Origin of the sequence: Achromobacter arsenitoxydans SY8 (genome assembly GCF_000236785.1) — a bacterium.
Classification (GTDB): Bacteria; Pseudomonadota; Gammaproteobacteria; order Burkholderiales; family Burkholderiaceae_B; genus Achromobacter; species Achromobacter arsenitoxydans.
Genome location: NZ_AGUF01000047.1, coordinates 1 through 25,633, shown reverse-complemented (window position 1 = coordinate 25,633; position 25,633 = coordinate 1). Strand labels below are relative to the sequence as shown.

Below are 25,633 nucleotides of genomic sequence, written 5' to 3'. Positions count from 1 at the left end.
GCCATTGATAACTACCAGGGAAACACGATGAACGGCGCCGACAGCCTCTGCGATACCTTGCTTGCCAATGATGTGGACGTTTGCTTTGCGAACCCGGGCACATCGGAAATGCACTTTGTGGCGGCCTTGGATCGCAAACCGAAGATGCGTTGCGTGCTGGGCCTGTTCGAAGGCGTGGTGACCGGCGCCGCCGACGGCTATGCGCGCATGGCCGACAAGCCTGCGGCGACGCTGCTGCACCTGGGCCCGGGCCTGGGCAACGGCCTGGCCAATCTGCACAACGCCAAGCGCGCGCGCACGCCGATGGTCAACATCGTGGGCGACCACGCCACGTACCACGTGCAATACGATGCCCCGCTGACCAGCGATGTGGAAGGCGTCGCGCGTCCCATGTCGCACTGGGTCAAGCGCACCATGACCGCCGCGGCCCTGTCCGCGGACGCCGCCGAAGCCGTCGGCGTGGCGCGGCGCGCGCCCGGCAATATCGCCACCCTGATCCTGCCGGCCGACACGGCCTGGACCGAACTGCCGGACAACTTCCCCCCGCCCGTCGTGGCCAGGGATGCCGCCCTGACCCAGACCACCGCCGAAGCCGTCCGCGCGGCCGCCGCCGCCATCCGTTCCGGCGAGACGACCGTCCTGATGCTGGGCGGCGCCGCGCTGCGCGAGCGCGCCCTGAACGCCGCCGGCCGCATCGCGCGCGCCACGGGCGTGCGTCTGGTGTCGGAAACCTCGAACCGCCGGATCGAGCGCGGCGGCTCGCGCACGCCGGTGGACCGCCTGCCTTACCCGATCGACCTGGCGGTGGCCAAGCTCAAGGACGTCAAGCATCTGGTGCTGGCGGGCGCCAAGTCGCCCGTCGGCTTTTTTGCCTACCCTGGCAAGCCCAGCCTGCTGGCCCCGCAGGACAGCAACCAGCTGGTGCTGGCCACGGCCGACCAGGACCTGCCGCATGCCCTGGAATGGCTGGCCGACGAACTGGGCATCGCCGCGGACGCCCCGCGCCTGACCGCGCCGGCTCCCGCCTATGAAGTGCCGACAGCGGGCAAGCTGACGGGCGCAGCCGTCAACATCCTGGTCGCGCACACCCTGCCCGAACAGGCCATCGTCTGCGACGAGTCCATCACGCAGGGCCGTGAATTCCCGCTCTACAGCGTCAGCAGCGCGCCGCACGACTGGCTCATGCTGACGGGCGGCGCCATCGGTATCGGCCTGCCCATGGCGACGGGCGCCGCCGTGGCCTGCCCGGACCGCAAGGTCGTGACCCTGCAGGCGGACGGCAGCGGCATGTACACGCTGCAGGCGCTGTGGACGCAGGCGCGCGAAAACCTGGACTGCCTGACCATCATCCTGGCGAACCGGTCGTACGCCACGCTGCACGGCGAGATGAAGAACGTGGGCGTGGTGGAGCCGGGCCGCAACGCCCGCCGCATGCTGGACCTGGAAGAGCCCTACCTGGACTGGACCCACCTGGCCCGCGGCATGGGCGTGGAAGCCGTCAGCGTGGATACGGTCGAGGGCTTCGCGCGCGCGCTGGCCGACGGCCTGAAGCGCCGCGGCCCGTTCCTGATCGAAGCGGTGATCTAAACCCCCAGATAGCGCGTCAATTGCTCGGGTTCCCGGGCCAGCGACGCGCTGTCGCCGTCCTGCACGATCAGTCCTTTTTCCATGACCAGGCACCGGTCGGTGTGTTCCAGCACCGCCCGGTAGTTGCGGTCCACGATCAGCGTGGACATCCCGGTGGCGCGGATCTGGCGGATGATCTTCCAGATCTCCGCCACGATCAGCGGCGCCAGGCCCTCGGTGGCCTCGTCCAGGATCAGCAGGTCCGGATTGGTCATCAGGGCGCGGCCGATGGCCAGCATCTGCTGCTCGCCGCCTGACAATTGCTGCCCGCCGTGCCCCAGCCGTTCGCGCAGGCGCGGGAACGTGTCCAGCACCCGCGCGTAGGTCCAGTCCTCGCCGGCCCGCCTGCCGGGCCGCGCCGCGACTTGCAGGTTTTCGCGCACGTTCAGGTTGGGAAAGATGCCGCGTCCCTCGGGCACGTAGGCCACGCCCATCTGCGCGATGGCGTGGGGCTGGGCGTGCGTGCAGTCGCTGCCGCGCACCCGCACGTTGCCCTGCGCGCTTTTTACGTGGCCCATCAGGCTGCGGATGAGCGTCGTCTTGCCCATCCCGTTGCGGCCCACCAGGCCGACGGATTCGCCGGGCGCGATGTGCATGTCGACGCCGCGCAGCACGTGGCTGGCGCCGTAGTAGACATGCAAGCCGCCCGCTTCGATCAGCGCATGCATCAATGGCCTCCCAGTTCGTCTTCGCCCAGATAGGCGGTGCGGACCTCGGCGTTGCCGCGGATTTCCGCGGGCGCGCCGCTGGCGATCGCCGTGCCGTTGACCATGACGGTAATGGTCTCGGCGATGCGGAACACGGCATCCATGTCGTGCTCGACCAGCAGGATCGCGTGGCCGGCCTTCAGCGTCTGCAGCAGGTCCAGGATGCGGTCGGTTTCCTCGGGGCCCATGCCGGCCAGCGGTTCATCCAGCAACAGCACCTGCGGTTCGCCCGCCAGGCACATGGCGATTTCGAGCTGGCGCTTGCGGCCGTGCGGCAGCAGGCCGGCCGTGCGCCGGGCGTCGTCGGCCAGACCCGTACGCTCTAGTGCCGACGCGGCCAATTCGGCGCTGCGCCGGCAGGCGGCGGCGTCGCGCCACCAGTGCCAGAAGCGCTGCCGGCCCGCCTGCGCGGCCAGCCGGCAGTTTTCGAACACGCTGAGTTCGGGAAAGATCGTGGACCGCTGGTAGCTGCGGCCCAGCCCGGCCCGCGCGCGTTCGGGCTGGCGCCAGGCGGTGATGTCGCGGCCGCCCAGCATGACCTGGCCGCTGGTGGGCGCCAGCTCGCCCGACAGGATGTTGATCAGCGTGGATTTTCCCGCCCCGTTGGTGCCGATCACGGCATGCACTTCGCCGCGCCGCAAGCCTAGCGACACGCCGTTGACCGCCGTGAGGCCGCCGAAGCGCCGGGTGACCGCCGTCGCGGCCAGCAAGAGGTCAGACATGGCGTTCTCCCTGGAGGGGCAGGCGGGCTGCCGCGGGCTTGGCGTCGGCGCGCGCGGGCGCGCCGGCCTCGGTCTTCCTGTCCGCCGCGCGGGCCGCGCGGCGTTCGCGCCACTGGGCGGGCAGGCCGGCCAGCCCGTTGGGCAGCAAGGCCACCAGCGCGATGATGGCGATGCCCAGGGGCAGGTGCCAGTGGCGCGCATAGTCGCCGAACAACTCCTGCGACTGGAACAGTTCCTGCAGCAGCACCATGGCGACGGTGCCCAGCACGGCGCCGCCCAGGCTGCCCATGCCGCCCAGGATCACCATCAGCAGCACCAGCCCGGATTGTTCCCAGGCCAGCAGTTCCGGCGTGACGAAGCCGTCCTTCAGGGCAAAGAGAAAGCCCGCCAGGCCGGCCAGCGTGGCCCCGACGACGTAGGCGGCGAGCTTGTACGGGTAGGTCGAGTAGCCAGCCGCGCGCATGCGCTGTTCGTTGATGCGTATGCCGGCAAGGGCCGCGCCGAACGGCGAGCGCCGCAGCAGCGCCAGGAAGCCCCAGCACGCCGCCAGGCAGGCCAGCACGAAGAAGTAGAAGGCGGCGGCATCGCCCAGATCGAAGGGCGTCCAGCCGCCCAGCGACAGCGCGGGCCGGAAGTACAGGTAGATGCCGTCGCTGCCGCCGCCGATCTTGGTGTCGTGGAACACGTAGTACGCCATCTGCGAGAACGCCAGCGTGACCATGATGAAATACACGCCGCGCGTGCGCAGCGCGAGCGCGCCGGTGATGGCGGCATACGCTGCCGCCGCCAGCAGGGCGGCCGGCAGCAGCCACCACAGGCTGGCCGCCTCGGATTCGGGCGACAGCAGCGCGGCGACGTACGCGCCGATGCCGAAGAAGGCCGCGTGCCCCAGGCTGACCAGCCCCGCGCCGCCCACCAGCAACTGCAGGCTGAGCGCGAAGATGCCGTAGATCATGATCTTGATGGCAAGGCCGGTGTAGTAGTCGCTGCCGCTCCAGTAAAAGGCGGCCAGCGCCATCAGCGTGGCAAGGGGAAGGAGTCGGTTCAGCATAGGCGAGCGCATGCGAGGGTCCCTTTAGTGTCAACAGGCCCTAGCCCTGTTTGAAAAGCCCTTCGGGCTTGCACAGAAGAATGAAGGCCATCAGCAGGTACACCAGCACGCCCGCCGCGGCGGGAAACAGCACCTGGCCGAAGGTTTCCGCAAATCCCACCAGCATCGCGGCCAGGAAGGCGCCGCGGATCGACCCGATGCCGCCGATCACGACCACCACGAAGCAGATGATGAGCACGCCGTTGCCCATGCCGGGATAGACGGACGACACGGGCGCGGCGATGCTGCCGGCCAGCGCCGCCAGCGCCACGCCCGCCGCGAACACCAACCGGTAGAGCTTGTTGATGTCGATGCCCAGCGAGCTGATCATTTCGCGGTTGCTGGCGCCGGCGCGCAGCATCATGCCCAGCCGCGTGCGCGAGATGACCCAGTACAACAGCAGCGCCACCGCGATGCCCACGGCCGAGATGAACAGCCGATAGACGGGATACGTCATCACGTCGCCCAATGCAATGCTGCCCTTCAGCCAGGACGGCAGCGGCACGCCGTGCACGTCGTTGCCGACGAGGATGCTGCGCAGCTCCTCGAACACCAGGATCAGGCCGTAGGTCATCAGCACCTGCTGCAAGTGGTTGCGCTTGTACAGGTAGCTGAAAAACGCGGCCTCCAGCAGATAGCCAAGCACGGCGGCAGCCAGCACGCAGACGAGCAGCGTCGCCAGGAACCCGCCGCCCAGCCAGCGTTCGACCAGCGGACCCAGCGCAAACGCCATGTACGCGCCGATCATGTAGAAACTGCCGTGGGCAAGATTGATGATGCCCATGATCCCGAAGATCAGCGTGAGCCCGCTGGCCACCAGGAACAGCAGCAAGCCATACTGGAAAGCGTTCAGGCTCTGTATGAGCAGGATGCTGATGTCCATGGGGCCTCCCTTGGCGGACGCGGTTCAGTGGCTACAGCTTGCAGCCGCGGGCGGGGTCGGCCAGCTTCTTCGCGGCGACTTCCACGACCTTGTTTTCCAGGCCGTCGACGCGGCGCAGGTAGATGTCCTGCACCGGGTTGCCGGCCTTCGACAGCGTGAACGTGCCGCGCGGGCTGTCCACGGTCGCGCCGCGCATGGCGCTGCGGAAGGCTTCCTTCTTGCCGAAGTCGCCCTTCACGGCGGCCAGGCCCGACTGCATCAGTTGGGCCGCGTCATAGCCCTGCACCGCGTAGACGTCCGGCGGCATCTTGTACGCCTTGGAATAGTCGGCGCGGAAGGCGTTGTCGCGCGGCGTGTTCAGGCCGTCGGCATAGTGCAGCGTGGTCAGGAGGCCCTGCGCGGACGCGCCCTGCGCCTGCAGCGTGCCGTCGGTCAGGAAGCCTGATCCGTACAGCGGGATCGTCTTGTCCAGTCCGGCCGCGTGATAGTCCTGCACGAACTTCACGGCGCCGCCGCCGGCGAAGAAGGTGAAGACCATGTCGGGCTTGAGCGCGGCGATCTCGGTCAGCAGCGACTGGAATTCCACGTTGGGGAAGGGCAGGCTCAGTTCGCGCACGACCTTGCCGCCGGCCTTCTCGAAGCCTTCCTTGAAGCCGCCGATGGCCTCGTCGCCCGCCGCGTACTTCCAGGTGATCGTCACCGCGGTCTTGTGGCCCTTGGCGTACGCCACCGGGCCCATCGCGTAGGCGGGCTGCCAGTTGGTGAACGACGTGCGGAAGATGCCGGGGCCGCACAGCGGACCGGTGATCGCATTGGCGCCGGCGTTGGTCACGATCAGTGTCGTGTCGGTGTCCTTGGCGGCCTTGGCCAGCGCCATCGCCACGCCCGAATGCACGGTGCCGATCAGCACGTCCACCTGGTCGCGCTTGATCAGGCGGTTGGCGTTTTCCGCCGCCTTGGCCGGGTTGGACTCGTCGTCCACCTTGAAGTATTCGATTTCGCGCCCGCCCAGCTTGCCTCCCTGTTCGGCCACATACAGCTTGAAGCCGTTCTCGATGGCGTTGCCGAGCGCGGCGAACGTTCCGCTGTAGGGCAGCATGAAGCCGACCTTGATCTTGTCTGCGGCCTGCGCGCCGCTTGCGGCGAGCGTCAGGGCTGCGGCCAGCGCAGCCCGGGTCAGGGCGTGGTTCATGGTTTGTCTCCGTGCTTGTTATGGGCGGACGCCAGGCCTGCGGACAGGCCCGGAGTCAACCGGGTTTTCCCAGCGCGCCGACAAAGTTGGCGACGGCCTGGACAACGGTGGCGGGCTGATCCCGGTGCGGCGAATGGCCGCAGTCCGGGATCTCCAGCAGTTCGGTCTGGGGCGCGCGGCGGCGGATGCCGCGCACCTGCTCCAGCGTGCCGTATTCGTCGCCCGTGCCCTGGATGGCGAGCAGGGGGCAGGCGATGCGCGGCAGGTAGTCTTCGATGTTCCAGCGCCGGAATTCGGGTTTGAGCCAGATGTCGTTCCAGCCCCAGAAGGCCGAGTCCACGTCCTGGTGATGCCGGCCCAGCCGGGCGCGCAGATCCGAATCGACGTAGGCCTGGCGCGCCAGCCCGATGTTCTCGACGGACACGTCCTCGACAAAGATGTGGGGCGCTGCCGCCACCACGCCGGCCACGGCGTCCGGGTGCATGGCGGCATAGAGCAGCGCGATCGAGCCGCCGTCGCTATGGCCGAACAGCACCGGCTTGTCGGCGACGGCATCCACGTCCAGCGCGGTGAGCAGTGCGGGCAGGACCTCGCGCGCCTCGCCGTGCATGAAGTCGACCGGCCACTGTTCCCGCAGCGGACGCGGCGTGGACCGCCCGTAGCCGTAGCGCGAATACACCAGCCCGCGGCATCCGGCGGCCGCGCACGCGCGCTGGGGAAAATCCTTCCACATGGACACCGAGCCCAGCCCCTCGTGCAGAAAGACCAGCAGCGGCGACTCGCGCCGTTCGGGCGTGATCCAAAGACATTCCAGCTGCATGTCGCGGCCGCGCGCATGGATGCGCGCAAAGACGGTTTCGGTGTCGACGATCGTGGTCATAGCGTCGCCTCTTCAAGCTGGCGCAGCCGGAAACGCTGGATCTTGCCGGTGGCGGTCTTGGGCAGTTCCTCCAGGAAATTGATCTGGCGCGGGTACTTGAATGGCGCCAGGTGCTGCTTTACGTAGTGCTGCAATGCGGCGCCGGTGCTGGCGTCGGGTTCGAAGCCCTCGCGCAGCACCACATAGGCCTTGGTCTTGACCAGCCCGTCGTGGTCCGGCACGCCGATGACGGCGGCCTCCAGCACGGCTTCATGCTGGATCAGGATGTTCTCGACTTCGACCGGCGACACGTACTGGCCGCTGACCTTGATCATGTCGTCGCTGCGCCCGGCGTAGGTGTAGTAGCCGTCGTTGTCGCAGACGTACTTGTCGCCGCTCTTGAGCCAGTCGCCCAGGAAGCACTGGCGCGTCTTGTCGCGGTTGTTCCAGTACATCAGCGCAGCGCTGGGGCCCTTGATGTACAGGTCGCCGATGGCGCCGGGGGCGACGGGCGCGCCGTTGTCGTCGCGCAGCTGGACCTCGTAGCCGGGCACGGGCTTGCCCGTGGTGCCGTAGCGCAACTGGCCGGCGCGGTTGGAGATGAAGATGTGCAGCATCTCGGTCGAGCCGATGCCGTCCAGGATTTCACAGCCGAAGTGGCGCGTGAAGCGTTCGCCGATGTCGCGCGGCAGGGCTTCGCCGGCCGACGTGCAGACCCGCATCGACACCTGTTCGCGCGGCGGCAGGTCGGGCGAGGCCAGCATGCTGGCGTAGAGCGTCGGCACGCCGTAGAACACGGTGGGGCGGTGCCGGGTCAGGCGCTGGAACACGGCCTGCGGCGTGGGGCGTTCGGCCATCAGCACGACGGTGGCGCCCACCGCCAGCGGAAAGGTCAGGCCGTTGCCCAGGCCATAGGCGAAGAACAGTTTGGCCGCCGAGAACACCACATCGCTTTCCTGGATGCCCAGCACCGGCTTGGCGTAGAGCTCGGCCGTGTGCCACAGGTTGCCGTGGGTGTGGACCACCCCCTTGGGCTTGCCGGTGGACCCGGACGAGTACAGCCAGAAAGCGATCTCGTCGGACAGCGTGCGCGCCGCGGGCGCAAGCGGCGAGCCGGCCAGCAGGGATTCGAATTCGTGCGCGCCGTCGGGCAGAGGGCCGGCGGGCTGCGACACGACCATGTGTTCGACGTCCGCCGGCGCCTGGGCCAGGGCGGCCTGCACGGCGGGCAGCAGGCCGCCGGAGGTGAAAATGGCGCGCACGCGGCTGTGCGCAATGATGTACGCGTAGTCGTCCGGGGTGAGCAGGGTGTTCACGGCCACCGGCACCACGCCGGCATGCAGCGCGCCCAGAAACACCACCGGCCAGTCGGCCGTGTCGTGCATCAGCAGCAGGATGCGTTCCTCGCGCCGCAGGCCCAGGCGGCGCAGGGCGCCGGCCATCCGGGCCACCCGTTCCGCCAGTTCGCCATAGCTGAGCTGGCGGGTGTCGTCGATGTAGGCAGGCTTGGCGGCGCGCGGCGCGTTCAGCGCGGCAAGATGGCTGGCGAAGTTGAGTTCGGCGGGGCAGGCGTTCACGGTTGTCTCCTGATGTCCTGGTGGTCGGATGCCATGCCTGTGTTTGTTGTTGGGCGGCAGGGCGGTTCCGGGGCGCGCGGGCGCTAGCCGGGGCGCGTGAATTCGATGGCGCCGCCCGGCAGCAGGTAGAGCACCAGGGCGCGGCCTCGCGATACGGTGGGGCTGTGGCTGGACCCCGGCCCATAGACCAGCCAGCCGGCGCCATGGCCGTCGAAGCGGGCGTCATTGGTCAGCGGCATGACCATGTCGATCTCGCCGTTGGGATGGGCGTGGTGGGGGCCGGCCAGGTCGTCCATGTCGACGACGTCGACCGAACAGCCGTCCAGGTCGGGCGCCGGTTTGATTACCCGGCCGTAGCGGATGCCGCCGCCTTCACGGCCGCACATCCAGCCGTCGGCCACGCCTTGCCTACAGGCGGCGAAGATGTCCTGGAACAGGGCGCTGTCCGGGCCGGCTTGCGCATTGAGCTGCGCCTGCAGCGCCGCATCCAGCGGCTGGCCGGCCGTCAGGCGCGTGACGTCGCGCATCAGGGCATGGAATTGGTCTGGCGTGCTCACCCGGCTGCTCCTTTACACTGTCGGCGCTCCAGAAGTCAGTGAATTCGACTGCTGTTTTTTTGCACCTGAACGGCTTTGGACTCGATGGATGGAAAAATAGTGCTTCCTTTGACTTGGGTCAAGCACTATAGTGCATAAAAGAGTCGTAATCAGGGTTTTTGCGGAGTCAGTTGAACCATGAATCAAGCGCTAGACGCGGCGCCTGTCGAACCCCGGCGCGAGGCCTTCCTGGTGGCGCTGGGCGAGCGCGTGCGCCGTCTTCGGGCCATAAGGGGCATGACGCGCAAGGGGTTGTCCCAGGCGACGGGCGTATCCGAGCGCCATCTGGCCAATCTGGAACACGGCGTGGGCAACGCGTCCATCCTGGTCCTGCTGCAGATCGCCCGCGCGTTCAACTGCGCGCTGGCCGAACTGGTGGGGGACGTCACCACGGAATCGCCCGACTGGCTGCTGATCCGCGAGCTGCTGAGCGGCCGCACGGAATCCGATCTGCAACGCGCCCGCGAAGCCCTGTCCCAGCTGTTCGGGGTGGGCGCGGGGGCGCAGCGTCCCAACCGCACGCAGCGCGTGGCGCTGATCGGGCTGCGCGGCGCGGGCAAGTCCACGCTGGGCCAGATGCTGGCCGATGACCTGGGCTATCCCTTCGTGGAGCTCAACCGCGAGATCGAGCGGGTGGCCGGCTGCGGCATTCTTGAAATCCACAATCTCTACGGGCCCAACGCCTACCGCCGCTACGAACGGCGGGCGCTCGAAGAGGCCGTCCAGATCTACCCCGAGATGGTGCTGGCCACGCCCGGCGGCCTGGTGTCGGAACCCGCCACCCTGAATCTGCTGCTGACCCACTGCTACACGGTCTGGCTGCGCGCCACGCCTGAAGAGCACATGGAGCGCGTCATGGCGCAGGGCGACTTCCGGCCCATGTCCGGCAACAACGAGGCCATGGCGGATCTCAAGCGCATTCTTGCCGGCCGCGAAGCCTTCTACGCCAAGGCGGACCTCACCTGGGTCACCAGCAATCTGGAAGTCTCCGAGAGCTTTGCCGGACTGCGCACCCAGGTGCGCAAGGCCTGCGGCCTGCCGCTGTAGCCAGCCGATCCCGATTCCCTCGTCCATCAGGCCGCCCATCCGGGCGGCCTTTTTCATGGCGAGCCCTGCCGCATGGATTCGGCATGTCGGATGCACTTTTATGCATGTCATGCTTGACGGCCAATTTCTTCTGCACTAATCTGCACAATAATTCATGTGGTGCAGTATTTTTCCTGTCACGGCAGGGCGTAGAAGGAGACAAGTTATGAGCAGCCCCATCAGCAGGGTCGATTTCCGGACCGAGCCCGCCCAATACCGGCATTGGCGCCTGGCGTTTGACGGCCCGGTCGCCACCCTGGCCATGGACGTGGCCGAAGACGGCGGCCTGCGCCCCGGCTACAAGCTGAAGCTGAATTCCTATGACCTGGGCGTGGACATCGAACTGCACGACGCCCTGCAGCGCATACGCTTCGAGCATCCCGAGGTGCGCAGCGTGGTCGTTACCAGCATGAAGGACCGGATCTTCTGTTCCGGCGCCAATATCTTCATGCTGGGGCTGTCCACGCATGCCTGGAAGGTGAACTTCTGCAAGTTCACCAATGAAACCCGCAATGGCATCGAAGACTCCAGCCGCCATGGCGGCCTGAAATTCATCGCCGCCCTGAACGGCGCCTGCGCGGGCGGCGGCTACGAACTGGCGCTGGCCTGCGACGAGATCCTGCTCATCGACGACCGGTCCTCCGCCGTGGCCTTGCCGGAAGTCCCCCTGCTGGGCGTGCTGCCGGGCACGGGCGGCCTGACCCGCGTGACGGACAAGCGCCGGGTGCGCCACGATCACGCCGACATTTTCTGCACCCTGGTCGAAGGCGTGCGCGGCCAGCGCGCCAAGGACTGGCGCCTGGTCGACGACGTGGTCAAGCCCGCGCGCTTCGAGGAAGTAGTGCGCGCCCGCGCGCTGGCGCTGGCGCAGGACAGCGACCGCCCGGCCGGCGAAGCCGGCGTGGCCCTGACGCCGCTGCAGCGCCAGGAAAGCGCCGACGGCCTGTCGTACCGCTACGTGGATATCCGCCTGGATCGCGAAAAGCGCCAGGCCACCTGGACGGTGCGCGCGCCGCAGGGGCCGGTCGAGTCGGAACTGAAGGACATCGTTGCCGCCGGCGCGAACTGGTGGCCGCTGCAGATGGCGCGCGAACTGGACGACGCCATCCTGTCCATGCGCACCAACGAACTCGACATCGGCACCTGGATCCTGAAGACGGAAGGCGATCCGCAGGCCGTGCTGGCGGCCGACGCCGCGCTGCAGAAGCACGCGGACCACTGGTTCGTGCGCGAAACCGCCGGCATGCTCCGCCGCACGCTGGCGCGTCTGGACGTCACGTCCCGCAGCCTGTACGCGCTGATCGAACCCGGTTCGTGCTTTGTCGGCACGCTGCTGGAACTGGCGCTGGCGGCCGACCGCAGCTACATGCTCGACGACGAGGACGCCGCCGCGCCGGCGCGCATCGTGGTGGGAGAGCGCAACTTCGGCGCCTACCCGCTGGTCAACGGGCAGAGCCGCCTGCAGCGCCGCTTCTATGAAGAGACCGAGCCTCTTGAAGCCGTGCGCGCGCAGGCCGGCCACAGCCTGTCCGCCGCCGACGCGCTGGAACTTGGGCTGGTGACCTACGCGCCCGACAGCATCGACTGGGAAGACGAGGTGCGCATGGCCCTGGAAGAGCGCCGCGCGCTGTCGCCCGACGCCTTGACCGGGCTGGAAGCCAACTTGCGCTTCGGCGGCCAGGAAACCATGGAAACACGCATCTTCGGCCGGCTGACCGCCTGGCAGAACTGGATCTTCAACCGTCCGAACGCGGCCGGCGACAAGGGCGCGCTCAAGCTGTACGGCAAGGGCGAGCAGGCGGCGTTCGACTGGAACCGGGTCTGAACGGCCAGCTTGCCAACGATCAAGGCCGCGGCGCGCGCACTGCGCGCGTTCCGCGGTCCTCAGGAATATGCGCCGCGCTGCAAGCGGCCCCATCCCAGGAACAGGAGCAGAGACAATGTCAGGCATCAACTACACCGACAAGATCCCCAATAACGTCAACCTGTCCGGCGACCGCACTTTGCAGCGCGCGCTGGAGCACTGGCAGCCCAACTACCTGCAATGGTGGCAGGACATGGGCCCGGACGGTTCGCATGGCTTCGACGTCTACCTGCGCACGGCGGTCAGCGTCGAGCCCGACGGCTGGGCCCACTTCAACCATGTCCGCATGCCGGACTACCGCTGGGGCATCTTTCTTGCGCCGCAAGACGGCCAGCGCAAGATCCACTTCGGCGAAAACATGGGCCGCGATGTCTGGCAGGACGTGCCCGGCGAGCACCGCGCCAACCTGCGCCGCATCATCGTCACGCAGGGCGACACCGAACCCGCGTCGATCGAGCAGCAGCGCCATCTGGGCCTGACCGCGCCGTCGCAGTACGACCTGCGCAACCTGTTCCAGATCAACGTCGAAGAAGGCCGCCACCTGTGGGCCATGGTGTACCTGCTGCACCGCTACTTCGGCCGCGACGGCCGCGAGGAAGCCGACGCGCTGCTGCAGCGCAGCTCAGGCGATTCGGACAATCCGCGCATCCTGGGCGCCTTCAACGAAAAGACGCCGGACTGGCTGGCGTTCTACATGTTCACCTACTTCACCGACCGCGACGGCAAGTTCCAGCTGTGCGCCCTGGCCGAATCCAGCTTCGATCCGCTGGCGCGCACCACCAAGTTCATGCTGACCGAAGAGGCGCACCACATGTTCGTGGGCGAATCCGGCATCTCGCGCGTCATCCAGCGCACCTGCGAGGTGATGAACCAGCTCAAGACCGACGATCCTGCAACCGTGCGCGCGGCCGGCGTGATCGACCTGCCCACCATTCAGCGCTATCTGAACTTCCACTACAGCGTCACCATCGACCTGTTCGGCGCGGACCAGTCGTCCAACGCCGCCATCTTCTACGGCTCGGGCCTGAAGGGCCGCTACGAAGAGAGCAAGCGCACCGACGACCACCAGCTCAAGAACGATACCTACCGGGTGCTGAACGTCAGCAACGGCAAGCTGGGCGAAATAGAAGTGCCGATGCTCAACGCCCTGAACGAAGTGCTGCGCGACGACTTCATCCGCGATTCCGTGGCCGGCATCGGCCGCTGGAACAAGGTCATCGAAAAGAGCGGCATTCCGTTCCGCCTGCAGGTGCCGCACAAGGCCTTCAACCGCCAGATCGGCACCCTGGCCGGCATCCGCATGTCTCCCGAAGGCGAGATCCTGTCCGACTCGCAATGGCAGGCCAATCAGCACCAATGGCTGCCCACGCAGGAAGACCGCGCGTTCGTCGCATCCCTGATGGGGCGCGTGACCGAACCCGGCAAGTTCGCCAACTGGATCGCCCCGCCGGTCATGGGCGTCAACCGCCAGCCGGTCAACTTCGACTACGTCCGTTTCAACTGAAGGCGGCAAGGGCGGGGCGCCTGCGCCCCGTCCGCGCATTGGGAGGACGGCGATGAACGCCCCATTACCCGCAGAAGTCCTGAAGCAGCATTTGATTGATCCCGAGATCTGCATCCGCTGCAACACGTGCGAAGAGACCTGTCCGGTCGACGCCATCACGCACGACTCCAACAACTACGTGGTGGATCCCGATATCTGCAACGGCTGCATGGCGTGCGTGCCGCCTTGCCCCACCGGGTCTATCGACAACTGGCGGCTGGTGGTGCGCGCCGAGGCCTACTCGGTGCAGGATCAGTTGGGCTGGGAAGAACTGCCGGGCGAAAAATCCCTGCCCGCCGACGTCGAGCAAGCGCCCGAACCGGTCGAAGCCGGCAACGCGCAGCCGTCCCAGGCCGCGGCATCGCCGGCGTCGGCCATGGCCGCAGGGGCTGCCGTGCCGCCCTGGTCGGCGGCGCATCCCTACGTGAACCTGTACACGCACAAGACGCCCATCACGGCGACCGTGGTGGGCAACTACCGCGTCACGGGCGCGGACACGGAAAGCGATATCCATCACATCGTGCTGGACTTCGGCGAACTGCCTTTCCCGGTGCTGGAAGGCCAATCCATCGGCATCCTGCCGCCGGGAACGGACGCGCAAGGGCGGCCGCACCATGCGCGGCAGTATTCGCTGGCCAGTCCGCGCGATGGCGAACGGGCGGGCTACAACAACCTGTCCCTGACCGTGAAGCGCGTCACGCAGGACCACGGCGGCGCGGCCGCACACGGCGTCTGCTCCAACTACCTGTGCGACCTGGCCAGGAACGACACCGTGCAGGTGATCGGCCCGTTCGGCCACACCTTCCTGATGCCCAACCATCCGCGCGCCAATCTCATCATGATCTGCACGGGCACGGGTTCCGCACCCATGCGCGCCATGACCGAACGCAGCAGGCGCCTCATCGGCTCCGGCGACATCGGCAAGCTCATGCTGTTCTTCGGCGCCCGCACCGAACGCGAGCTGCCCTATTTCGGCCCCTTGATGAAGCTGCCGCGCGATTTCATCGACATCAATCTGGCGCTGTCGCGCGAGGCCGGCCAGCCCAAGCGCTACGTCCAGGACCTGATCCGCGAACGTGCGGTCCAGGTGCGGGAATTGCTGGCCGACCGCAACACCTGCATCTATGTCTGCGGCCTCAAGGGCATGGAGGTCGGCGTCCTGGAGGCACTGCGCGAAGTGATGATGCAGGCGGGCGAGGATTGGTCTATCCTGCACGATGTGCTGCGCCGCGAAGGCCGTCTGCACTTCGAGACCTACTGATTCCAACTACACATGCGTGACGATCGGCGCGCCTGGGCGCGCCGGTTTCGTTCTGCGGGGAAAAAAACATGAAGTTCGCCGAGTTCAAGGACGGCATGCTGATCAAGGCCGGGCCGGTCGCCGTGACGGAAGCGGAGATCCTGGAGTTCGCCCGGAAGTACGACCCCCAATGGTTCCATACCGATCCCCAGCGCGCCGCGGAAGGGCGCTGGGGCGGACTGATCGCCAGCGGCTGGCACACTTGCGCGCTGGCCATGCGCATGGCGGTCGACGCCGCCCTGCATGATTCCGAATCCTTTGGTTCGCCCGGCCTGGGCGAAGTGCGCTGGCGCACGCCGGTGCGGCCAGGCGACACCCTGCGCCTGGAAGCGCGCGTGCAGGGCGCGCGCACCTCGTCGTCGCGCCCGGACCTGGGCATCATCACCTGGGCCTGGACGGTCCTTAACCAGCACGACGAAAGCGTGCTGGAAATGGACGCGACCAGCCTGTTCGATTTGTCGGGCAACAACTAAGCCCGTCTGCCGCTTCCCGCCTACCGCTTGGCGGCCTGCTTCAGGATGCCGGCGGCCTCGGGACCCGCCGCCGTCTTCCAGGCATTGACGGAGTCAGCCGAAGCGTCCTTCAGCGCCTTGCGCACGGCGGGCGGTACGGCCGAGTTGATCGCGACGCCGTTCTTGCGCATGTTCGCGTAGTTCTGCTGCAGGCGGCCCTCGATGCGTTTCCACTGCTCGGCCTCGGTCTGCGCGGCGGCCTGGTCGATGGCCTTGCGCGAGCGCGCATCCAGCGCCTGATAAGCCTTCAGGTTCATCGTCGCCACCGAGATCGGCATCGCATAGTTGATCTCCGCGAAATGGGGCAGGTGCTCCCACAGCTTGCGGCCCGCTCCCCCATCGCCGGAAGACAGCACGGCGTTCACGTCGCCGGCGGCGATGCGGGGCATGGCGTCCGCGAACGATATGTTCTGGGCGCGGGCGCCAGCCTTCTGCATGACATCCTGCGAGGTCGCGTCGTAGGTGCGGATGCTCAGCCCCTTCAGCGCGGCCACGCCGTCGATCTTCTGTTTGGACCAGATGCCCGAGGCCGGCCAGGGCGTCGTGTACAGCAGCTTCTGGCCATGCGCGGCCAGCAGTTTTTCGTAGGCGGGGCGCGCGGCCTTGTTCAGGCTGCGGGCCTTGGACAGCGAGTCCGCCAGGAAGGGCAGGGAAGATACGCCGAACAGCGGGTACTTCGTGGCCAGGGCGCCGGCAAAAGCATCGCCCGCATCGACCTTGCGCGTCTCGACGGCTTCAATCATGTCGCCCGACTTGATGCCCTTGCTGGCGTCGAAGCTGGTGTCGATCACGACGTTTCCGGCCGACTTGGCGCGCACCAGCTCCGCGAACGTGGACACGCCCTGGCCGGGCATGGAGGTGGCCGGATATTCGGTGGTCATGGTGAGCGTGGTGACGGCGTAGGCGCCATGGCCGATGAAAGCCATGGCGATGCCTGCCGCCAGGCGCAGGGTTGAAATGCCTTGCATGCGCGACTCCTGGTGGGTGGGGTAAGCCGGGGTCGGGCACGCCGGACGCCATGGATAACGTCCGGGCCTGTGCCAGGCCAATGCCGCAAAGCGTAAGGGGTGTACAAGCGCACGCCTATACGGGCTTTCGGCAATGCGGCCGGGAGTCGTGCGAACGGCGCATTGTCATCGGGCCACGAAAAAGGCCGCCCAACGGGCGGCCTTGGATGCTACGGCAGGCGAGCGATCAATAGAACGCCTGGATGCCGGTTTGCGCGCGGCCCAGGATCAGGGCGTGCACATCATGGGTGCCTTCGTAGGTGTTGACCACTTCCAGGTTCACCAGGTGGCGGGCCACGCCGAATTCGTCGGAGATGCCGTTGCCGCCCAGCATGTCGCGGGCCACGCGAGCGATGTCCAGCGCCTTGCCGCAGGAGTTGCGCTTCATGATCGAGGTGATCTCGACGGCGGCGGTGCCTTCGTCCTTCATGCGGCCCAGGCGCAGGCAGCCTTGCAGTGCCAGCGTGATTTCGGTCTGCATGTCGGCCAGCTTCTTCTGGATGAGCTGGTTGGCGGCCAGCGGGCGGCCGAACTGCTTGCGGTCCAGCGTGTACTGGCGGGCGGTGTGCCAGCAGGCTTCGGCGGCGCCGACGGCGCCCCAGGCGATGCCGTAGCGGGCGGAATTCAGGCAGGTGAACGGACCCTTCAGGCCGGACACGCCGGGCATCATCTGGTCGGCGGACACTTCCACTTCGTCCATGACGATTTCACCGGTGATCGACGCGCGCAGGCCGACCTTGCCGTGGATGGCGGGAGCCGACAGTCCCTTCATGCCCTTTTCAAGGATGAAGCCGCGGATCTTGCCGTCGAAGTCGCCGCCGACGCACTTGGCCCACACCACGAACACGTCCGCGATGGGCGAGTTGGTGATCCACATCTTGTTGCCCGTCAGCTTGTAGCCGTCGGCCGTCTTGACGGCGCGGGTTTCCATGCCGCCGGGGTCGGAGCCGTGGTTGGGTTCGGTCAGGCCGAAGCAGCCGACCCATTCGCCGCGCGCCAGCTTGGGCAGGTACTTCTTCTTTTGTTCTTCGCTGCCGAATTCGTTGATCGGCACCATCACCAGCGACGACTGCACGCTCATCATCGAGCGGTAGCCGGAGTCGACGCGTTCGACTTCACGGGCGATCAGGCCGTAGCTGACGTAGTTCAGGCCGGCGCCGCCGTATTCGACGGGGATGGTGGCGCCCAGCAGGCCGAGTTCGCCCATTTCGGAGAAGATTTCCGGATCGGTCTTCTCGTTGCGGAAGGCGTTGAGCACGCGCGGAGCCAGCTTGTCCTGCGAGTAGGCATAGGCGGCGTCGCGCACCATGCGTTCTTCTTCAGTCAGTTGCTGGTCCAGCAACAGGGGGTCTTGCCAGTGGAAAGAGGGGTTCGAGGACATGCTGGGTCTCCGCTATGGATTTCCGAGATCGGAATCTAGAAAGTTTAAACTTAAAATAATTCGGGCGGCAAGTTGGGGTTTGCACGGCGGTGCGCTTCAGCGCGCCGCCGGCCTTGACGCCGGTTCAGGGATCAGTGCTGGGCCTTCAGCGCCGCGTCGCGAATCTTTTCCAGGGTCGTGGACGGGCTGATGGTTTCCGGGTCGATGAAGCAGTGCAGGATCGCCGGCTTGCCGCTGGCCAGCGCCCGTTCGAAGGCCGGACCGAATTGTTCGGTGGTCTCGACGCGTTCGCCGTGGCCGCCAAAGGCGCGCGCGTAGTCGGCGAAGTCCGGGTTCTTGAGCTGGGTCGCGGAAATGCGGCCCGGGTAGTGCTTTTCCTGGTGCATGCGGATCGTGCCGTACATGCCGTTGTCCACCAGCACCACGATGATGGGCAGGTCATACTGCACCGCCGTGGCGAATTCCTGGCCGTGCATCAGGAAGCAGCCGTCGCCCGCGAAGCAGACGACGGTCTTGTCCGGCCAGACGCGCTTGGCGCCCACGGCCGCGGGCAGGCCATAGCCCATGGAGCCCGAAGTGGGCGCCAGCTGCGTGCCGTAGCGGGTGAAACGGTGGAAGCGGTGCAGCCAGGTGGCGTAATTGCCCGCGCCGTTGGTCATGATGGCGTCGGCGGGCAGCGTCTTTTCCAGATAGGCCATGACCTGGCCCAGTTGCAGCGCGCCCGGGGTGGTGATGGCTTCGGGGTCGCTCCACTTCAGGTAGGACTCGCGCATCGCCTGCGTGCCCTCGGCCCATACCGGCTTGGCGGGCGCCTTCAGGCCGGCCAGCGATTCGGCGAACGCGGCGGGCGACGTGTTGATGGCGAGGGTGGGGCGGTAGACGCGGCCCAGTTCGGCGGAGTCGGGATGCACGTGCACCAGCTTCTGCCTGGGCACCGGAATGTCCAGCAGCGTGTAGGCCTGGCTGGGGTTTTCAGACATGCGGCCGCCGACCAGCAGGATCAGGTCGGCGTCGGCCACGCGCTTGAGCAGGGCGGGATTGATGCCCAGGCCCACGTCGCCGATGAAGCAGGGGTGATCGGCCGGGAACAGCATCTGGCGGCGGAACGACACGGCGGTCGGCAGCGCGTGGCGCTGCGCGAAATCGGCGAACTGCTGCACGGCGCGGGCGTCCCAGCGTGCGCCGCCCAGGATGGCGACCGGGTTCTTGGCATCGGCCAGCAGCTTTTCCAGGTCGGCGAGCTGGCCGGCCGTGGGGGCGGATTCGATCACTTCGTAGCGCGGGGCGTCGGCCACTTTGGCGGCTTCGACCAGCATGTCTTCGGGCAGCGCGATCACGACCGGGCCGGGACGGCCGGAGGTGGCAATGTGGAAGGCGCGGGAAATCAGTTCGGGAATGCGTTCGACCTGGTCGATTTCGGTGACCCACTTGGCCTGGGTGCCGAACACGGCGCGGTAGTCCATTTCCTGGAAGGCTTCGCGTTCGCGCATGCCGCGTTCGATCTGGCCGACGAACAGGATCATCGGCGTGGAGTCCTGCTTGGAGATGTGCACGCCGGCCAGCGCGTTCGAGGCGCCGGGGCCGCGGGTGACCATGCAGATGCCGGGCTCGCCGGTGAGCTTGCCGTGGGCGTCGGCCATCATGGCCGCGCCGCCTTCCTGGCGGCACACGGTGACCTTGATATCGGCGTCGTGCAGGCCGTCCAGCACCGCCAGATAGCTTTCGCCGGGAACGCAGAACACATGTTTGACGCCCTGGGCGACCAGCTGGTCGACCAGGATGTGACCGCCAAGGCGGGAATCTTGCTGAGGCATGGTGGTGTCGTGATTAGCCTAGGGTAGGATTCCCGAGCATATGTTCCCTGAGCGCACAACGCAATTGATAAAATTGCACAATCTATTGATCCGCCGGCACGTCGCGCCTGGTGCGCCGCAGCATGCAGCGCACCGGCCCCGGGCCGGCTCCTGGCGTCATCCGCTCCATGAGAAACGGCATCCCCAATCTGAGCGCCCTGCAGGCCTTCGAGGCATCTGCCCGCCTGGGCAGCTTTTCGCGCGCGGCCGAGGAATTGTCCCTGACCCATAGCGCGGTCTACCGGCAGGTCGCCAGCCTGGAGGCGCGCCTGGGCGTGCAGCTCTTCACGCGGGTGCGCAGGCGCATCGTGCTGACCGACCATGGGGCGGAATACGCCGGCCGCATCCGCCACCATCTGGACCAGATCGAAAAAGACACGTTCGGCCTGGTCAGCCGCACCGGCATGGGCCGCAGCATCCACATCGCCGTGGTGCCCACGCTGGCCACCACCTGGCTGATTCCGCGCCTGGCGGACTTCCAGCGCGAGCATGGCGACATCACCGTCAGCCTGTCCGTGCGCACCTTGCCTTTCCAGTTCAAGGACCAGCCCTTCGATGGCGCGCTCTACCACGGGGACGGGTTGTGGCCCGGCACCCAGGGCGGGCTGCTGTTCCCCGAACGCGAGCTGGTTCCCGTCTGCGCGCCCGAGCTGGCGGCCCGCGCCGCGGAGCAGGGCGCCAGCGCGCTGTCCGGCATGACCCATCTGCATCTGGCCTCGCGGCCCGATGCCTGGCGTCAGTGGTACGCCGCCAATAACTATCTGTACGGCCCGCAGGCGGCGGGCGGTCCGCGGTACGAGCTTTTCACCATGGTGATGGCGGCCGTGCAAGCTGGCCTGGGCGTCGGGCTGATGCCGCGTTTCCTGGCGCAGCCCGCGCTGGACCAGGGCTCGCTGGCCATGCCGGTGCCGCAATCGCTGGCGGTCAGCCAGGGCTATTACTTCGGCTATCCCCAACGCAGCGACCGTTCCGAGGCGCTCAAATTGTTCGAAACCTGGCTCAAGTCGGCCGCCGCCGGCGTGGGCGAACGCCTTGCCGGCCGCGCCCAGCCGTAGAATCCCGTCATGTCCAACACCCGCCAGCCGCTGGCCTCCCAGGCCGATATCGACGCTTTCATCGACGCCGTCTGGCTCGAGGACGGACTGTCCGCCAACACCCTGGCCGCCTACCGGCGCGACCTCACCGGATTTGCGCGCTGGCTGGAGGACCCCGAGGCCTACGCCCGGGAAATGGCCGACCGCCACGGCGAGGCCGCGGGCCGCGTGCCCGACGCCGGCCCGGCCAAGCCCCTGTGCGAGGCGCAGAAGGCCGACATCGAGGCCTGGTTCGCGTTCCGCCACGAGGAAACGCGCGCCACCACCGCCAACCGCCGCCTGGCCGCGCTGCGCCGCTTCTACGCCTGGGCCCTGCGCGAACACCGCTCCGGTCATGACCCCTGCCTGACGCTGGTGGCCGCCAAGCAGCCGCCGCGCATGCCCAAGACCCTGTCCGAACAGCAGGTGGACGCCTTGCTGCGCGCGCCCGATCTTGGCGAGCCGCGCGGCCTGCGCGACCGCGCCATGCTGGAAACGCTGTACGCCACGGGCTTGCGCGTGTCGGAACTGGTTGGCGTGCGCGCGCTGGACGTGAGCCTGAACGAAGGCGTGGTGCGGGTGGTGCAGGGCAAGGGGGGCAAGGACCGCCTCGTGCCGCTGGGCGCCGAAGCCGCGCACTGGATCGGGCAGTACCTGGCCACCGCCCGCCCCGAACTGGCGGCGGGGCGTGTTAGCGATGCGCTGTTCATCACCAGCCGCGCCGAGGCGATGTCGCGGCAGGCGTTCTGGCAACTGGTCAAGAAGTACGCCCTGCTGGCCGACGTGCACGCGCCCCTGTCGCCCCACGTGCTGCGGCACGCCTTCGCGACGCACCTCTTGAACCATGGCGCCGACCTGCGCGTGGTGCAGATGCTGCTGGGCCACGCGGACATTTCCACCACGCAGATCTATACGCATGTGGCCCGAGAGCGCCTGAAGGCGCTGCACGCGGCGCATCACCCGCGCGCTTAGCCGCCGTCATCCCATTTTCTTTCGAACCCGGCATTCCTCATGAGCAAAGCCCGCCACGTATCCGAAACGCCCGCCACCCAGTTCCTCAAACAGAACAAGGTGGCCTACACCGAGCACACCTACGACTACGTCGACCACGGCGGCGCCGGCGAGGCCGCGCGCCAGCTTGGCCTGGACCCGCACGCGGTCGTGAAGACGCTGGTGATGGAAGACGAATCGGCCAAGCCGCTGATCGTCGTCATGCACGGCGACCGCGAGGTCTCCACCAAGAACCTGGCGCGCCAGGCCGGGCTGAAAAGGGTCGAACCCTGCAAGCCCGAAGTCGCGCAGCGCCATTCCGGCTACCAGGTGGGCGGCACGTCTCCATTCGGCACCCGCAAGAAGATGCCCGTGTGGGTGGAAGCCGAGGTGCTGGAGTATCCGGTGGTCTACATCAACGGCGGGCGGCGCGGCTATCTGGTGGGCATTGCCCCCAAGGTGCTGGTGGATCTGCTGGGCGCGCGGCCGGTGGCCGTGGCGCTGGAGTGAAGGTGGTATCCCGCTACCACCCGGCCTGAAATCCGCGCGGGCAAAATGGGGGCGAGAACATCAAGAGCCGGAGCCCGGACGTCGGGCGCGCAACCGGACGCCACCCTCATCCCAAGGAGACAATCATGAGCAAACGACTGTTGATGCTGGTCGGCGACTATGCCGAAGACTACGAGACCATGGTGCCGTTCCAGACGCTGCTGACGGTGGGGCACACGGTGCACGCGGTCTGCCCGGACAAGAAGGCCGGCGACACGGTGGCCACCTCCATCCATGATTTCGAAGGCGCGCAGACCTACACCGAAAAGCGCGGCCACAACTTCACGCTGAACTACGACTTCGACCGCGTCGAACCTTCGTCCTACGATGGGCTGGTGATCCCGGGCGGCCGCGCGCCCGAGTATCTGCGCCTGAACGAAAAAGTGCTGGATATCGTGCGCGCCTTCGACAAGGCGAACAAGCCCATCGCGGCGGTATGCCACGGCGCGCAACTGCTGGCCGCGGCGGGCGTGCTGAAAGGCCGCACGTGCTCGGCGTACCCGGCGTGCGCCCCGGAAGTCCGTCTGGCGGGCGGCACCTATGCCGAGATCGGCGTTGACCAAGCCTATACCGACGGCAACCTGGTGTCGGCGCCGGCCTGGCCTGCCCATCCGGCCTGGATGGCGCAGTTCCTGGCGGTGCTGGGCACGAAGATCACGCACTGACGCGCGGCGCCTGTCAAAGATGAACGCCCGGGGCGGCATGGCCGTCCCGGGCGTTGCTATTCGCGATACCTGGCGTCAGGCGAAGTCGAGCACGATGCGGCCTTCGATCTGGCCCTTCTTCATGCGGTCGAAGACGTCGTTGATGTTCTCCAGGCTTTCCGTGGCGACCGTGGCGTGGACCTTGCCTTCCTCGGCGAACTGCAGGGACTCCTGCAGATCCAGGCGGGATCCGACAATGGAGCCTCGCACGGTCACGCCGTTCAGCACCATGTCGAAAATCGACAGGGGGAAGTCCCCGGGCGGCAGCCCGTTCAGGGAGATCGTTCCGCCGCGGCGCACCATGCCCAGCGCCTGTTCGAAGGCCTTGGGCGATACCGCGGTGATCAGCGCGCCGTGCGCGCCGCCGATCTCGCGCTTCAGGTAGGCGGCGGGATCCGTGGTCTTGGCGTTGACCGTGACTTCCGCGCCCAGGCGGCGCGCAAAGTCGAGCTTGGCATCGTCGATGTCCACGGCGGCCACGTTCAGGCCCATGGCCTTGGCGTATTGCACCGCCATGTGCCCCAGACCGCCGATGCCCGAAATGACCACCCAGTTGCCCGGCCGGGTGTCCGTCATCTTCAGGCCCTTGTATACGGTGACGCCCGCGCACAGCACGGGAGCGATATCGACGAAGCCGACGTTCTTGGGCAGCAGGCCGACATAATCGGCCGCGGCCAGCGCGTATTCGGCAAAGCCGCCGTTGACCGAGTAGCCCGCGTTCTGCTGCTGTTCACACAGGGTTTCCCATCCGCCCAGGCAGTGTTCGCAATGTCCGCAGGCCGAATACAGCCAGGGGATGCCCACGCGGTCGCCTTCTTTGACATGGGTGACGCCTGCGCCCACCGCGACGACATGGCCCACGCCTTCGTGGCCGGGGATGAATGGGGGATTGGGCTTGACGGGCCAGTCGCCTTCGACGGCATGCAGGTCCGTGTGGCACACGCCGCAGGCTTCGATCTTCACCAGCAGTTCGCCCGGGCCCGGGCGCGGCACTGCGACTTCTTCGATTACCAGGGGTTTGCCGAATGCTCGTGCAACTGCGGCCTTCATGGTCTTGTCCATCACTACCTCCGAAGTCTGATCAGTTTCACTATGCTCGAACGCACGGGCGTCCAAGACCATGATTTATATCAACTTGGGCGGGCGCAGCAATGACGGGTAACGCGTGGTTGCAGAAGGAAGGGGCAGTCGCTTAGCCGGGGACGCAAAGCGAGCGGCCTGCGGGTTGGCTCGGTTGCCGCCGGCGCGGCAAACGTCGTAAATTGGGGCGCAGGCGCGTCCGCCGCAGTGGGCGCGTTGCCCGGCATCCCAGGAGCTCCCATGTGTGAAATCTTCATCCGAGCCAGCGAACAATCGTATGCCTCCGAAACCCGCTCCCTGCGCCTGCATGGCGTGGCGACCAGCCTGCGGCTTGAGCACTTGTTCTGGCAGGTCTTGGAAGAGCTGGCCGCGCGCGACGGCATGCGCGTCACGCAACTGATAGAACGTCTGTACGACGAACTGGTCGAGTACCGCGGCGAGGCCGCAAATTTCACGTCCTTCCTGCGCGTGTGCTGCCTGCGGTATCAGCTGCTGCAGGCCGAAGGCCGGATTCCGGTGGATGCCAGCGTGCCCATCGGCTCGCTGGATGCGCGGGCCGTGCTGGAAGGGTTGCCGCCTTCGCTATGCGACGCGCAGCCGCTGGTCCCCAAGCGCCGGGCCGCCTAGATTCCCGCAACCCAAATGCGAAAGGCCCGATGTTGTTTATCGGGCCTTTTGCTTGCGGCGCGCCGCGTTCAAGCCGGCATCAGCCGCCGGACTGGATCGACGCCAGCGCCACTTCGCTCTGCACGATGCGGCGGATGCGCACGGCGTCGCCGATGCGCGAGAGCTTGCCCTGCGAATCGAGCAGCACGATGGCCAGGTCGCGGCCATTGATGCGCGCCAGCATTACCAGGCACTCGCCCGCTTCATTGATGTAGCCGGTCTTGGACACCTTGATGTCCCAGTCAGGCTTGCGCACCAGCAGGTTGGTGTTGCGGAAGGTCTGCGTGCGGTTGTTGATCTCGACCTCGTACTCCGTGTCGGTGGAGTAGCGGTGAATCAGCGGACGCTGCGACGCCGCGCGCAACAGGCGCGCCAGGTCGTGCGGCGACGACACGTTGTTGCTGGACAGGCCGGTGGGTTCGATGAAGCGCGTGCTGGTCATGCCCAGCGACTGCGCCTTGGCGTTCATGGCGGCCACAAAAGCGGGCAGGCCGCCCGGATAGTGGCGGCCCAGCGCATTGGCGGCGCGGTTCTCGGAAGACATCAGCGCCAGGTGCAGCATGTCGCCGCGCGACAGCTTGGTGCCCACGCGCAGCCGCGAAGTGGTGTGCTTGAGTTCGTCGACGTCTTCGTCGGTGATCTCCAGCATTTCATCCATGGGCAGGTTGGCGTCCACGACCACGACGGCGGTCATCAACTTCGAAATGGAAGCGATGGGACGCACGACGTTTTCGTTCTTGGCGAAGATGACGGTGGACGTTTCCAGGTCTTGC

24 protein-coding genes are annotated in these 25,633 nt (G+C 67.1%); 11 read left to right on the top strand and 13 right to left on the bottom strand.

Annotated elements, in window-relative coordinates; genetic code table 11:
* Positions 1-27: 27 nt before the first annotated feature.
* Entirely contained in the window at positions 28-1,587 is a 1,560-nt protein-coding gene (locus KYC_RS12910) for an acetolactate synthase large subunit (protein WP_008162814.1), read from the top strand.
* On the opposite strand, the gene KYC_RS12905 is transcribed toward KYC_RS12910, so the two are convergent.
* From KYC_RS12905 to KYC_RS12870, 8 genes are all read right to left on the bottom strand, one after another.
* On the bottom strand, positions 1,584-2,294 hold the full coding sequence (locus KYC_RS12905; RefSeq protein WP_008162812.1) for an ABC transporter ATP-binding protein: 711 nt from the start codon (positions 2,292-2,294) through the stop codon (positions 1,584-1,586). The genes KYC_RS12910 and KYC_RS12905 overlap by 4 nt on opposite strands.
* The gene (locus tag KYC_RS12900; protein ID WP_008162811.1) at positions 2,294-3,055 is read right to left on the bottom strand and encodes an ABC transporter ATP-binding protein; all 762 of its coding nucleotides are present in this window, start codon (positions 3,053-3,055) and stop codon (positions 2,294-2,296) included. Before KYC_RS12900 ends, KYC_RS12905 begins: the two co-directional genes overlap by 1 nt.
* A complete protein-coding gene (locus tag KYC_RS12895) occupies positions 3,048-4,106 on the bottom strand; it encodes a branched-chain amino acid ABC transporter permease (RefSeq protein ID WP_008162809.1) in 1,059 nt (352 codons plus the stop codon). Before KYC_RS12895 ends, KYC_RS12900 begins: the two co-directional genes overlap by 8 nt.
* A 40-nt stretch (positions 4,107-4,146) precedes the next feature.
* On the bottom strand, positions 4,147-5,028 hold the full coding sequence (locus tag KYC_RS12890; protein WP_008162807.1) for a branched-chain amino acid ABC transporter permease: 882 nt from the start codon (positions 5,026-5,028) through the stop codon (positions 4,147-4,149).
* Positions 5,029-5,059: 31 nt separating this feature from the next.
* Positions 5,060-6,220 carry an ABC transporter substrate-binding protein gene (locus tag KYC_RS12885; protein WP_008162806.1) on the bottom strand — a complete coding sequence of 387 codons (1,161 nt, stop codon included), beginning with the start codon at positions 6,218-6,220 and terminating at the stop codon, positions 5,060-5,062.
* Between the two features lie 55 nt (positions 6,221-6,275).
* Positions 6,276-7,100: an alpha/beta fold hydrolase gene (locus KYC_RS12880; RefSeq protein WP_008162804.1), complete on the bottom strand. Its 825-nt coding sequence runs from the start codon at positions 7,098-7,100 to the stop codon at positions 6,276-6,278.
* Positions 7,097-8,656: a benzoate-CoA ligase family protein gene (locus KYC_RS12875; protein WP_008162802.1), complete on the bottom strand. Its 1,560-nt coding sequence runs from the start codon at positions 8,654-8,656 to the stop codon at positions 7,097-7,099. The genes KYC_RS12880 and KYC_RS12875 overlap by 4 nt, the downstream gene beginning before the upstream one ends.
* 83 nt (positions 8,657-8,739) lie before the next feature.
* Entirely contained in the window at positions 8,740-9,213 is a 474-nt protein-coding gene (locus KYC_RS12870) for a DUF4863 family protein (RefSeq protein ID WP_008162800.1), read from the bottom strand.
* 177 nt (positions 9,214-9,390) lie between these two features.
* Between KYC_RS12870 and KYC_RS12865 the strand changes: the two genes are divergently transcribed.
* From KYC_RS12865 to KYC_RS12845, 5 genes are all read left to right on the top strand, one after another.
* Positions 9,391-10,299, top strand: a complete 909-nt coding sequence (locus KYC_RS12865; RefSeq protein ID WP_008162797.1) for a helix-turn-helix transcriptional regulator — start codon at positions 9,391-9,393, stop codon at positions 10,297-10,299.
* Between the two features lie 205 nt (positions 10,300-10,504).
* The gene (gene boxC / locus KYC_RS12860; RefSeq protein WP_008162794.1) at positions 10,505-12,163 is read left to right on the top strand and encodes a 2,3-epoxybenzoyl-CoA dihydrolase; all 1,659 of its coding nucleotides are present in this window, start codon (positions 10,505-10,507) and stop codon (positions 12,161-12,163) included.
* A gap of 115 nt (positions 12,164-12,278) precedes the next feature.
* Complete coding sequence (gene boxB, locus KYC_RS12855) at positions 12,279-13,706, top strand: benzoyl-CoA 2,3-epoxidase subunit BoxB (RefSeq protein ID WP_008162792.1); 1,428 nt, start codon at positions 12,279-12,281, stop codon at positions 13,704-13,706.
* A 52-nt stretch (positions 13,707-13,758) separates the two neighbouring features.
* Positions 13,759-15,006, top strand: coding sequence for a benzoyl-CoA 2,3-epoxidase subunit BoxA (gene boxA, locus KYC_RS12850; protein ID WP_043518316.1), 1,248 nt, complete (start codon positions 13,759-13,761; stop codon positions 15,004-15,006).
* Positions 15,007-15,074: 68 nt separating this feature from the next.
* Positions 15,075-15,518 (top strand): MaoC family dehydratase, encoded by a 444-nt coding sequence (locus tag KYC_RS12845; protein WP_008162788.1) that lies wholly within the window; start codon positions 15,075-15,077, stop codon positions 15,516-15,518.
* A 20-nt stretch (positions 15,519-15,538) separates the two neighbouring features.
* On the opposite strand, the gene KYC_RS12840 is transcribed toward KYC_RS12845, so the two are convergent.
* The 3 genes from KYC_RS12840 to KYC_RS12830 all read right to left on the bottom strand — a co-directional run bounded on the left by KYC_RS12840 (position 15,539) and on the right by KYC_RS12830 (position 19,759).
* Positions 15,539-16,525, bottom strand: a complete 987-nt coding sequence (locus tag KYC_RS12840; RefSeq protein WP_008162786.1) for a TRAP transporter substrate-binding protein — start codon at positions 16,523-16,525, stop codon at positions 15,539-15,541.
* 226 nt (positions 16,526-16,751) lie between these two features.
* A complete protein-coding gene (locus KYC_RS12835) occupies positions 16,752-17,945 on the bottom strand; it encodes an acyl-CoA dehydrogenase (protein WP_008162784.1) in 1,194 nt (397 codons plus the stop codon).
* Between the two features lie 131 nt (positions 17,946-18,076).
* Positions 18,077-19,759 (bottom strand): thiamine pyrophosphate-binding protein, encoded by a 1,683-nt coding sequence (locus tag KYC_RS12830; protein WP_008162783.1) that lies wholly within the window; start codon positions 19,757-19,759, stop codon positions 18,077-18,079.
* Between the two features lie 167 nt (positions 19,760-19,926).
* Between KYC_RS12830 and KYC_RS12825 the strand changes: the two genes are divergently transcribed.
* The 4 genes from KYC_RS12825 to KYC_RS12810 all read left to right on the top strand — a co-directional run bounded on the left by KYC_RS12825 (position 19,927) and on the right by KYC_RS12810 (position 23,075).
* Entirely contained in the window at positions 19,927-20,853 is a 927-nt protein-coding gene (locus tag KYC_RS12825; protein ID WP_008162781.1) for a LysR substrate-binding domain-containing protein, read from the top strand.
* Between the two features lie 9 nt (positions 20,854-20,862).
* Positions 20,863-21,843, top strand: coding sequence for a site-specific tyrosine recombinase XerD (gene xerD, locus KYC_RS12820; protein WP_008162779.1), 981 nt, complete (start codon positions 20,863-20,865; stop codon positions 21,841-21,843).
* Between the two features lie 39 nt (positions 21,844-21,882).
* Positions 21,883-22,371 (top strand): Cys-tRNA(Pro) deacylase, encoded by a 489-nt coding sequence (gene ybaK, locus KYC_RS12815; protein WP_008162777.1) that lies wholly within the window; start codon positions 21,883-21,885, stop codon positions 22,369-22,371.
* Between the two features lie 125 nt (positions 22,372-22,496).
* Positions 22,497-23,075, top strand: a complete 579-nt coding sequence (locus KYC_RS12810) for a DJ-1/PfpI family protein (RefSeq protein WP_008162775.1) — start codon at positions 22,497-22,499, stop codon at positions 23,073-23,075.
* Between the two features lie 75 nt (positions 23,076-23,150).
* On the opposite strand, the gene adhP is transcribed toward KYC_RS12810, so the two are convergent.
* Positions 23,151-24,176: an alcohol dehydrogenase AdhP gene (adhP, locus tag KYC_RS12805; RefSeq protein WP_008162773.1), complete on the bottom strand. Its 1,026-nt coding sequence runs from the start codon at positions 24,174-24,176 to the stop codon at positions 23,151-23,153.
* Positions 24,177-24,434: 258 nt separating this feature from the next.
* Here adhP and KYC_RS12800 point away from each other — a divergent pair, with 258 nt between their 5' ends.
* Positions 24,435-24,821: a ribbon-helix-helix domain-containing protein gene (locus tag KYC_RS12800; protein ID WP_008162772.1), complete on the top strand. Its 387-nt coding sequence runs from the start codon at positions 24,435-24,437 to the stop codon at positions 24,819-24,821.
* A gap of 79 nt (positions 24,822-24,900) precedes the next feature.
* Here the strand turns inward: KYC_RS12800 and pbpG are convergent.
* The coding region (gene pbpG / locus KYC_RS12795) for a D-alanyl-D-alanine endopeptidase (RefSeq protein WP_008162770.1) at positions 24,901-25,633 on the bottom strand (733 nt) is incomplete at its 5' end.

What these genes read in the sequence shown, in the direction of transcription:
- KYC_RS12840 (WP_008162786.1), bottom strand. Translation starts at nt 16,525, where the DNA reads ATGCAAGGCATTTCAACCCTGCGCCTGGCGGCAGGCATCGCCATGGCT.
- KYC_RS12810 (WP_008162775.1), top strand. Translation starts at nt 22,497, where the DNA reads ATGAGCAAACGACTGTTGATGCTGGTCGGCGACTATGCCGAAGACTAC.
- boxC (WP_008162794.1), top strand. Translation starts at nt 10,505, where the DNA reads ATGAGCAGCCCCATCAGCAGGGTCGATTTCCGGACCGAGCCCGCCCAA.
- boxB (WP_008162792.1), top strand. Translation starts at nt 12,279, where the DNA reads ATGTCAGGCATCAACTACACCGACAAGATCCCCAATAACGTCAACCTG.
- KYC_RS12845 (WP_008162788.1), top strand. Translation starts at nt 15,075, where the DNA reads ATGAAGTTCGCCGAGTTCAAGGACGGCATGCTGATCAAGGCCGGGCCG.
- KYC_RS12885 (WP_008162806.1), bottom strand. Translation starts at nt 6,220, where the DNA reads ATGAACCACGCCCTGACCCGGGCTGCGCTGGCCGCAGCCCTGACGCTC.
- boxA (WP_043518316.1), top strand. Translation starts at nt 13,759, where the DNA reads ATGAACGCCCCATTACCCGCAGAAGTCCTGAAGCAGCATTTGATTGAT.
- KYC_RS12880 (WP_008162804.1), bottom strand. Translation starts at nt 7,100, where the DNA reads ATGACCACGATCGTCGACACCGAAACCGTCTTTGCGCGCATCCATGCG.
- KYC_RS12835 (WP_008162784.1), bottom strand. Translation starts at nt 17,945, where the DNA reads ATGTCCTCGAACCCCTCTTTCCACTGGCAAGACCCCCTGTTGCTGGAC.
- KYC_RS12865 (WP_008162797.1), top strand. Translation starts at nt 9,391, where the DNA reads ATGAATCAAGCGCTAGACGCGGCGCCTGTCGAACCCCGGCGCGAGGCC.
- ybaK (WP_008162777.1), top strand. Translation starts at nt 21,883, where the DNA reads ATGAGCAAAGCCCGCCACGTATCCGAAACGCCCGCCACCCAGTTCCTC.
- KYC_RS12895 (WP_008162809.1), bottom strand. Translation starts at nt 4,106, where the DNA reads ATGCTGAACCGACTCCTTCCCCTTGCCACGCTGATGGCGCTGGCCGCC.
- KYC_RS12910 (WP_008162814.1), top strand. Translation starts at nt 28, where the DNA reads ATGAACGGCGCCGACAGCCTCTGCGATACCTTGCTTGCCAATGATGTG.
- adhP (WP_008162773.1), bottom strand. Translation starts at nt 24,176, where the DNA reads ATGGACAAGACCATGAAGGCCGCAGTTGCACGAGCATTCGGCAAACCC.
- KYC_RS12890 (WP_008162807.1), bottom strand. Translation starts at nt 5,028, where the DNA reads ATGGACATCAGCATCCTGCTCATACAGAGCCTGAACGCTTTCCAGTAT.
- KYC_RS12830 (WP_008162783.1), bottom strand. Translation starts at nt 19,759, where the DNA reads ATGCCTCAGCAAGATTCCCGCCTTGGCGGTCACATCCTGGTCGACCAG.
- KYC_RS12800 (WP_008162772.1), top strand. Translation starts at nt 24,435, where the DNA reads ATGTGTGAAATCTTCATCCGAGCCAGCGAACAATCGTATGCCTCCGAA.
- xerD (WP_008162779.1), top strand. Translation starts at nt 20,863, where the DNA reads ATGTCCAACACCCGCCAGCCGCTGGCCTCCCAGGCCGATATCGACGCT.
- KYC_RS12905 (WP_008162812.1), bottom strand. Translation starts at nt 2,294, where the DNA reads ATGCATGCGCTGATCGAAGCGGGCGGCTTGCATGTCTACTACGGCGCC.
- KYC_RS12900 (WP_008162811.1), bottom strand. Translation starts at nt 3,055, where the DNA reads ATGTCTGACCTCTTGCTGGCCGCGACGGCGGTCACCCGGCGCTTCGGC.
- KYC_RS12825 (WP_008162781.1), top strand. Translation starts at nt 19,927, where the DNA reads ATGAGAAACGGCATCCCCAATCTGAGCGCCCTGCAGGCCTTCGAGGCA.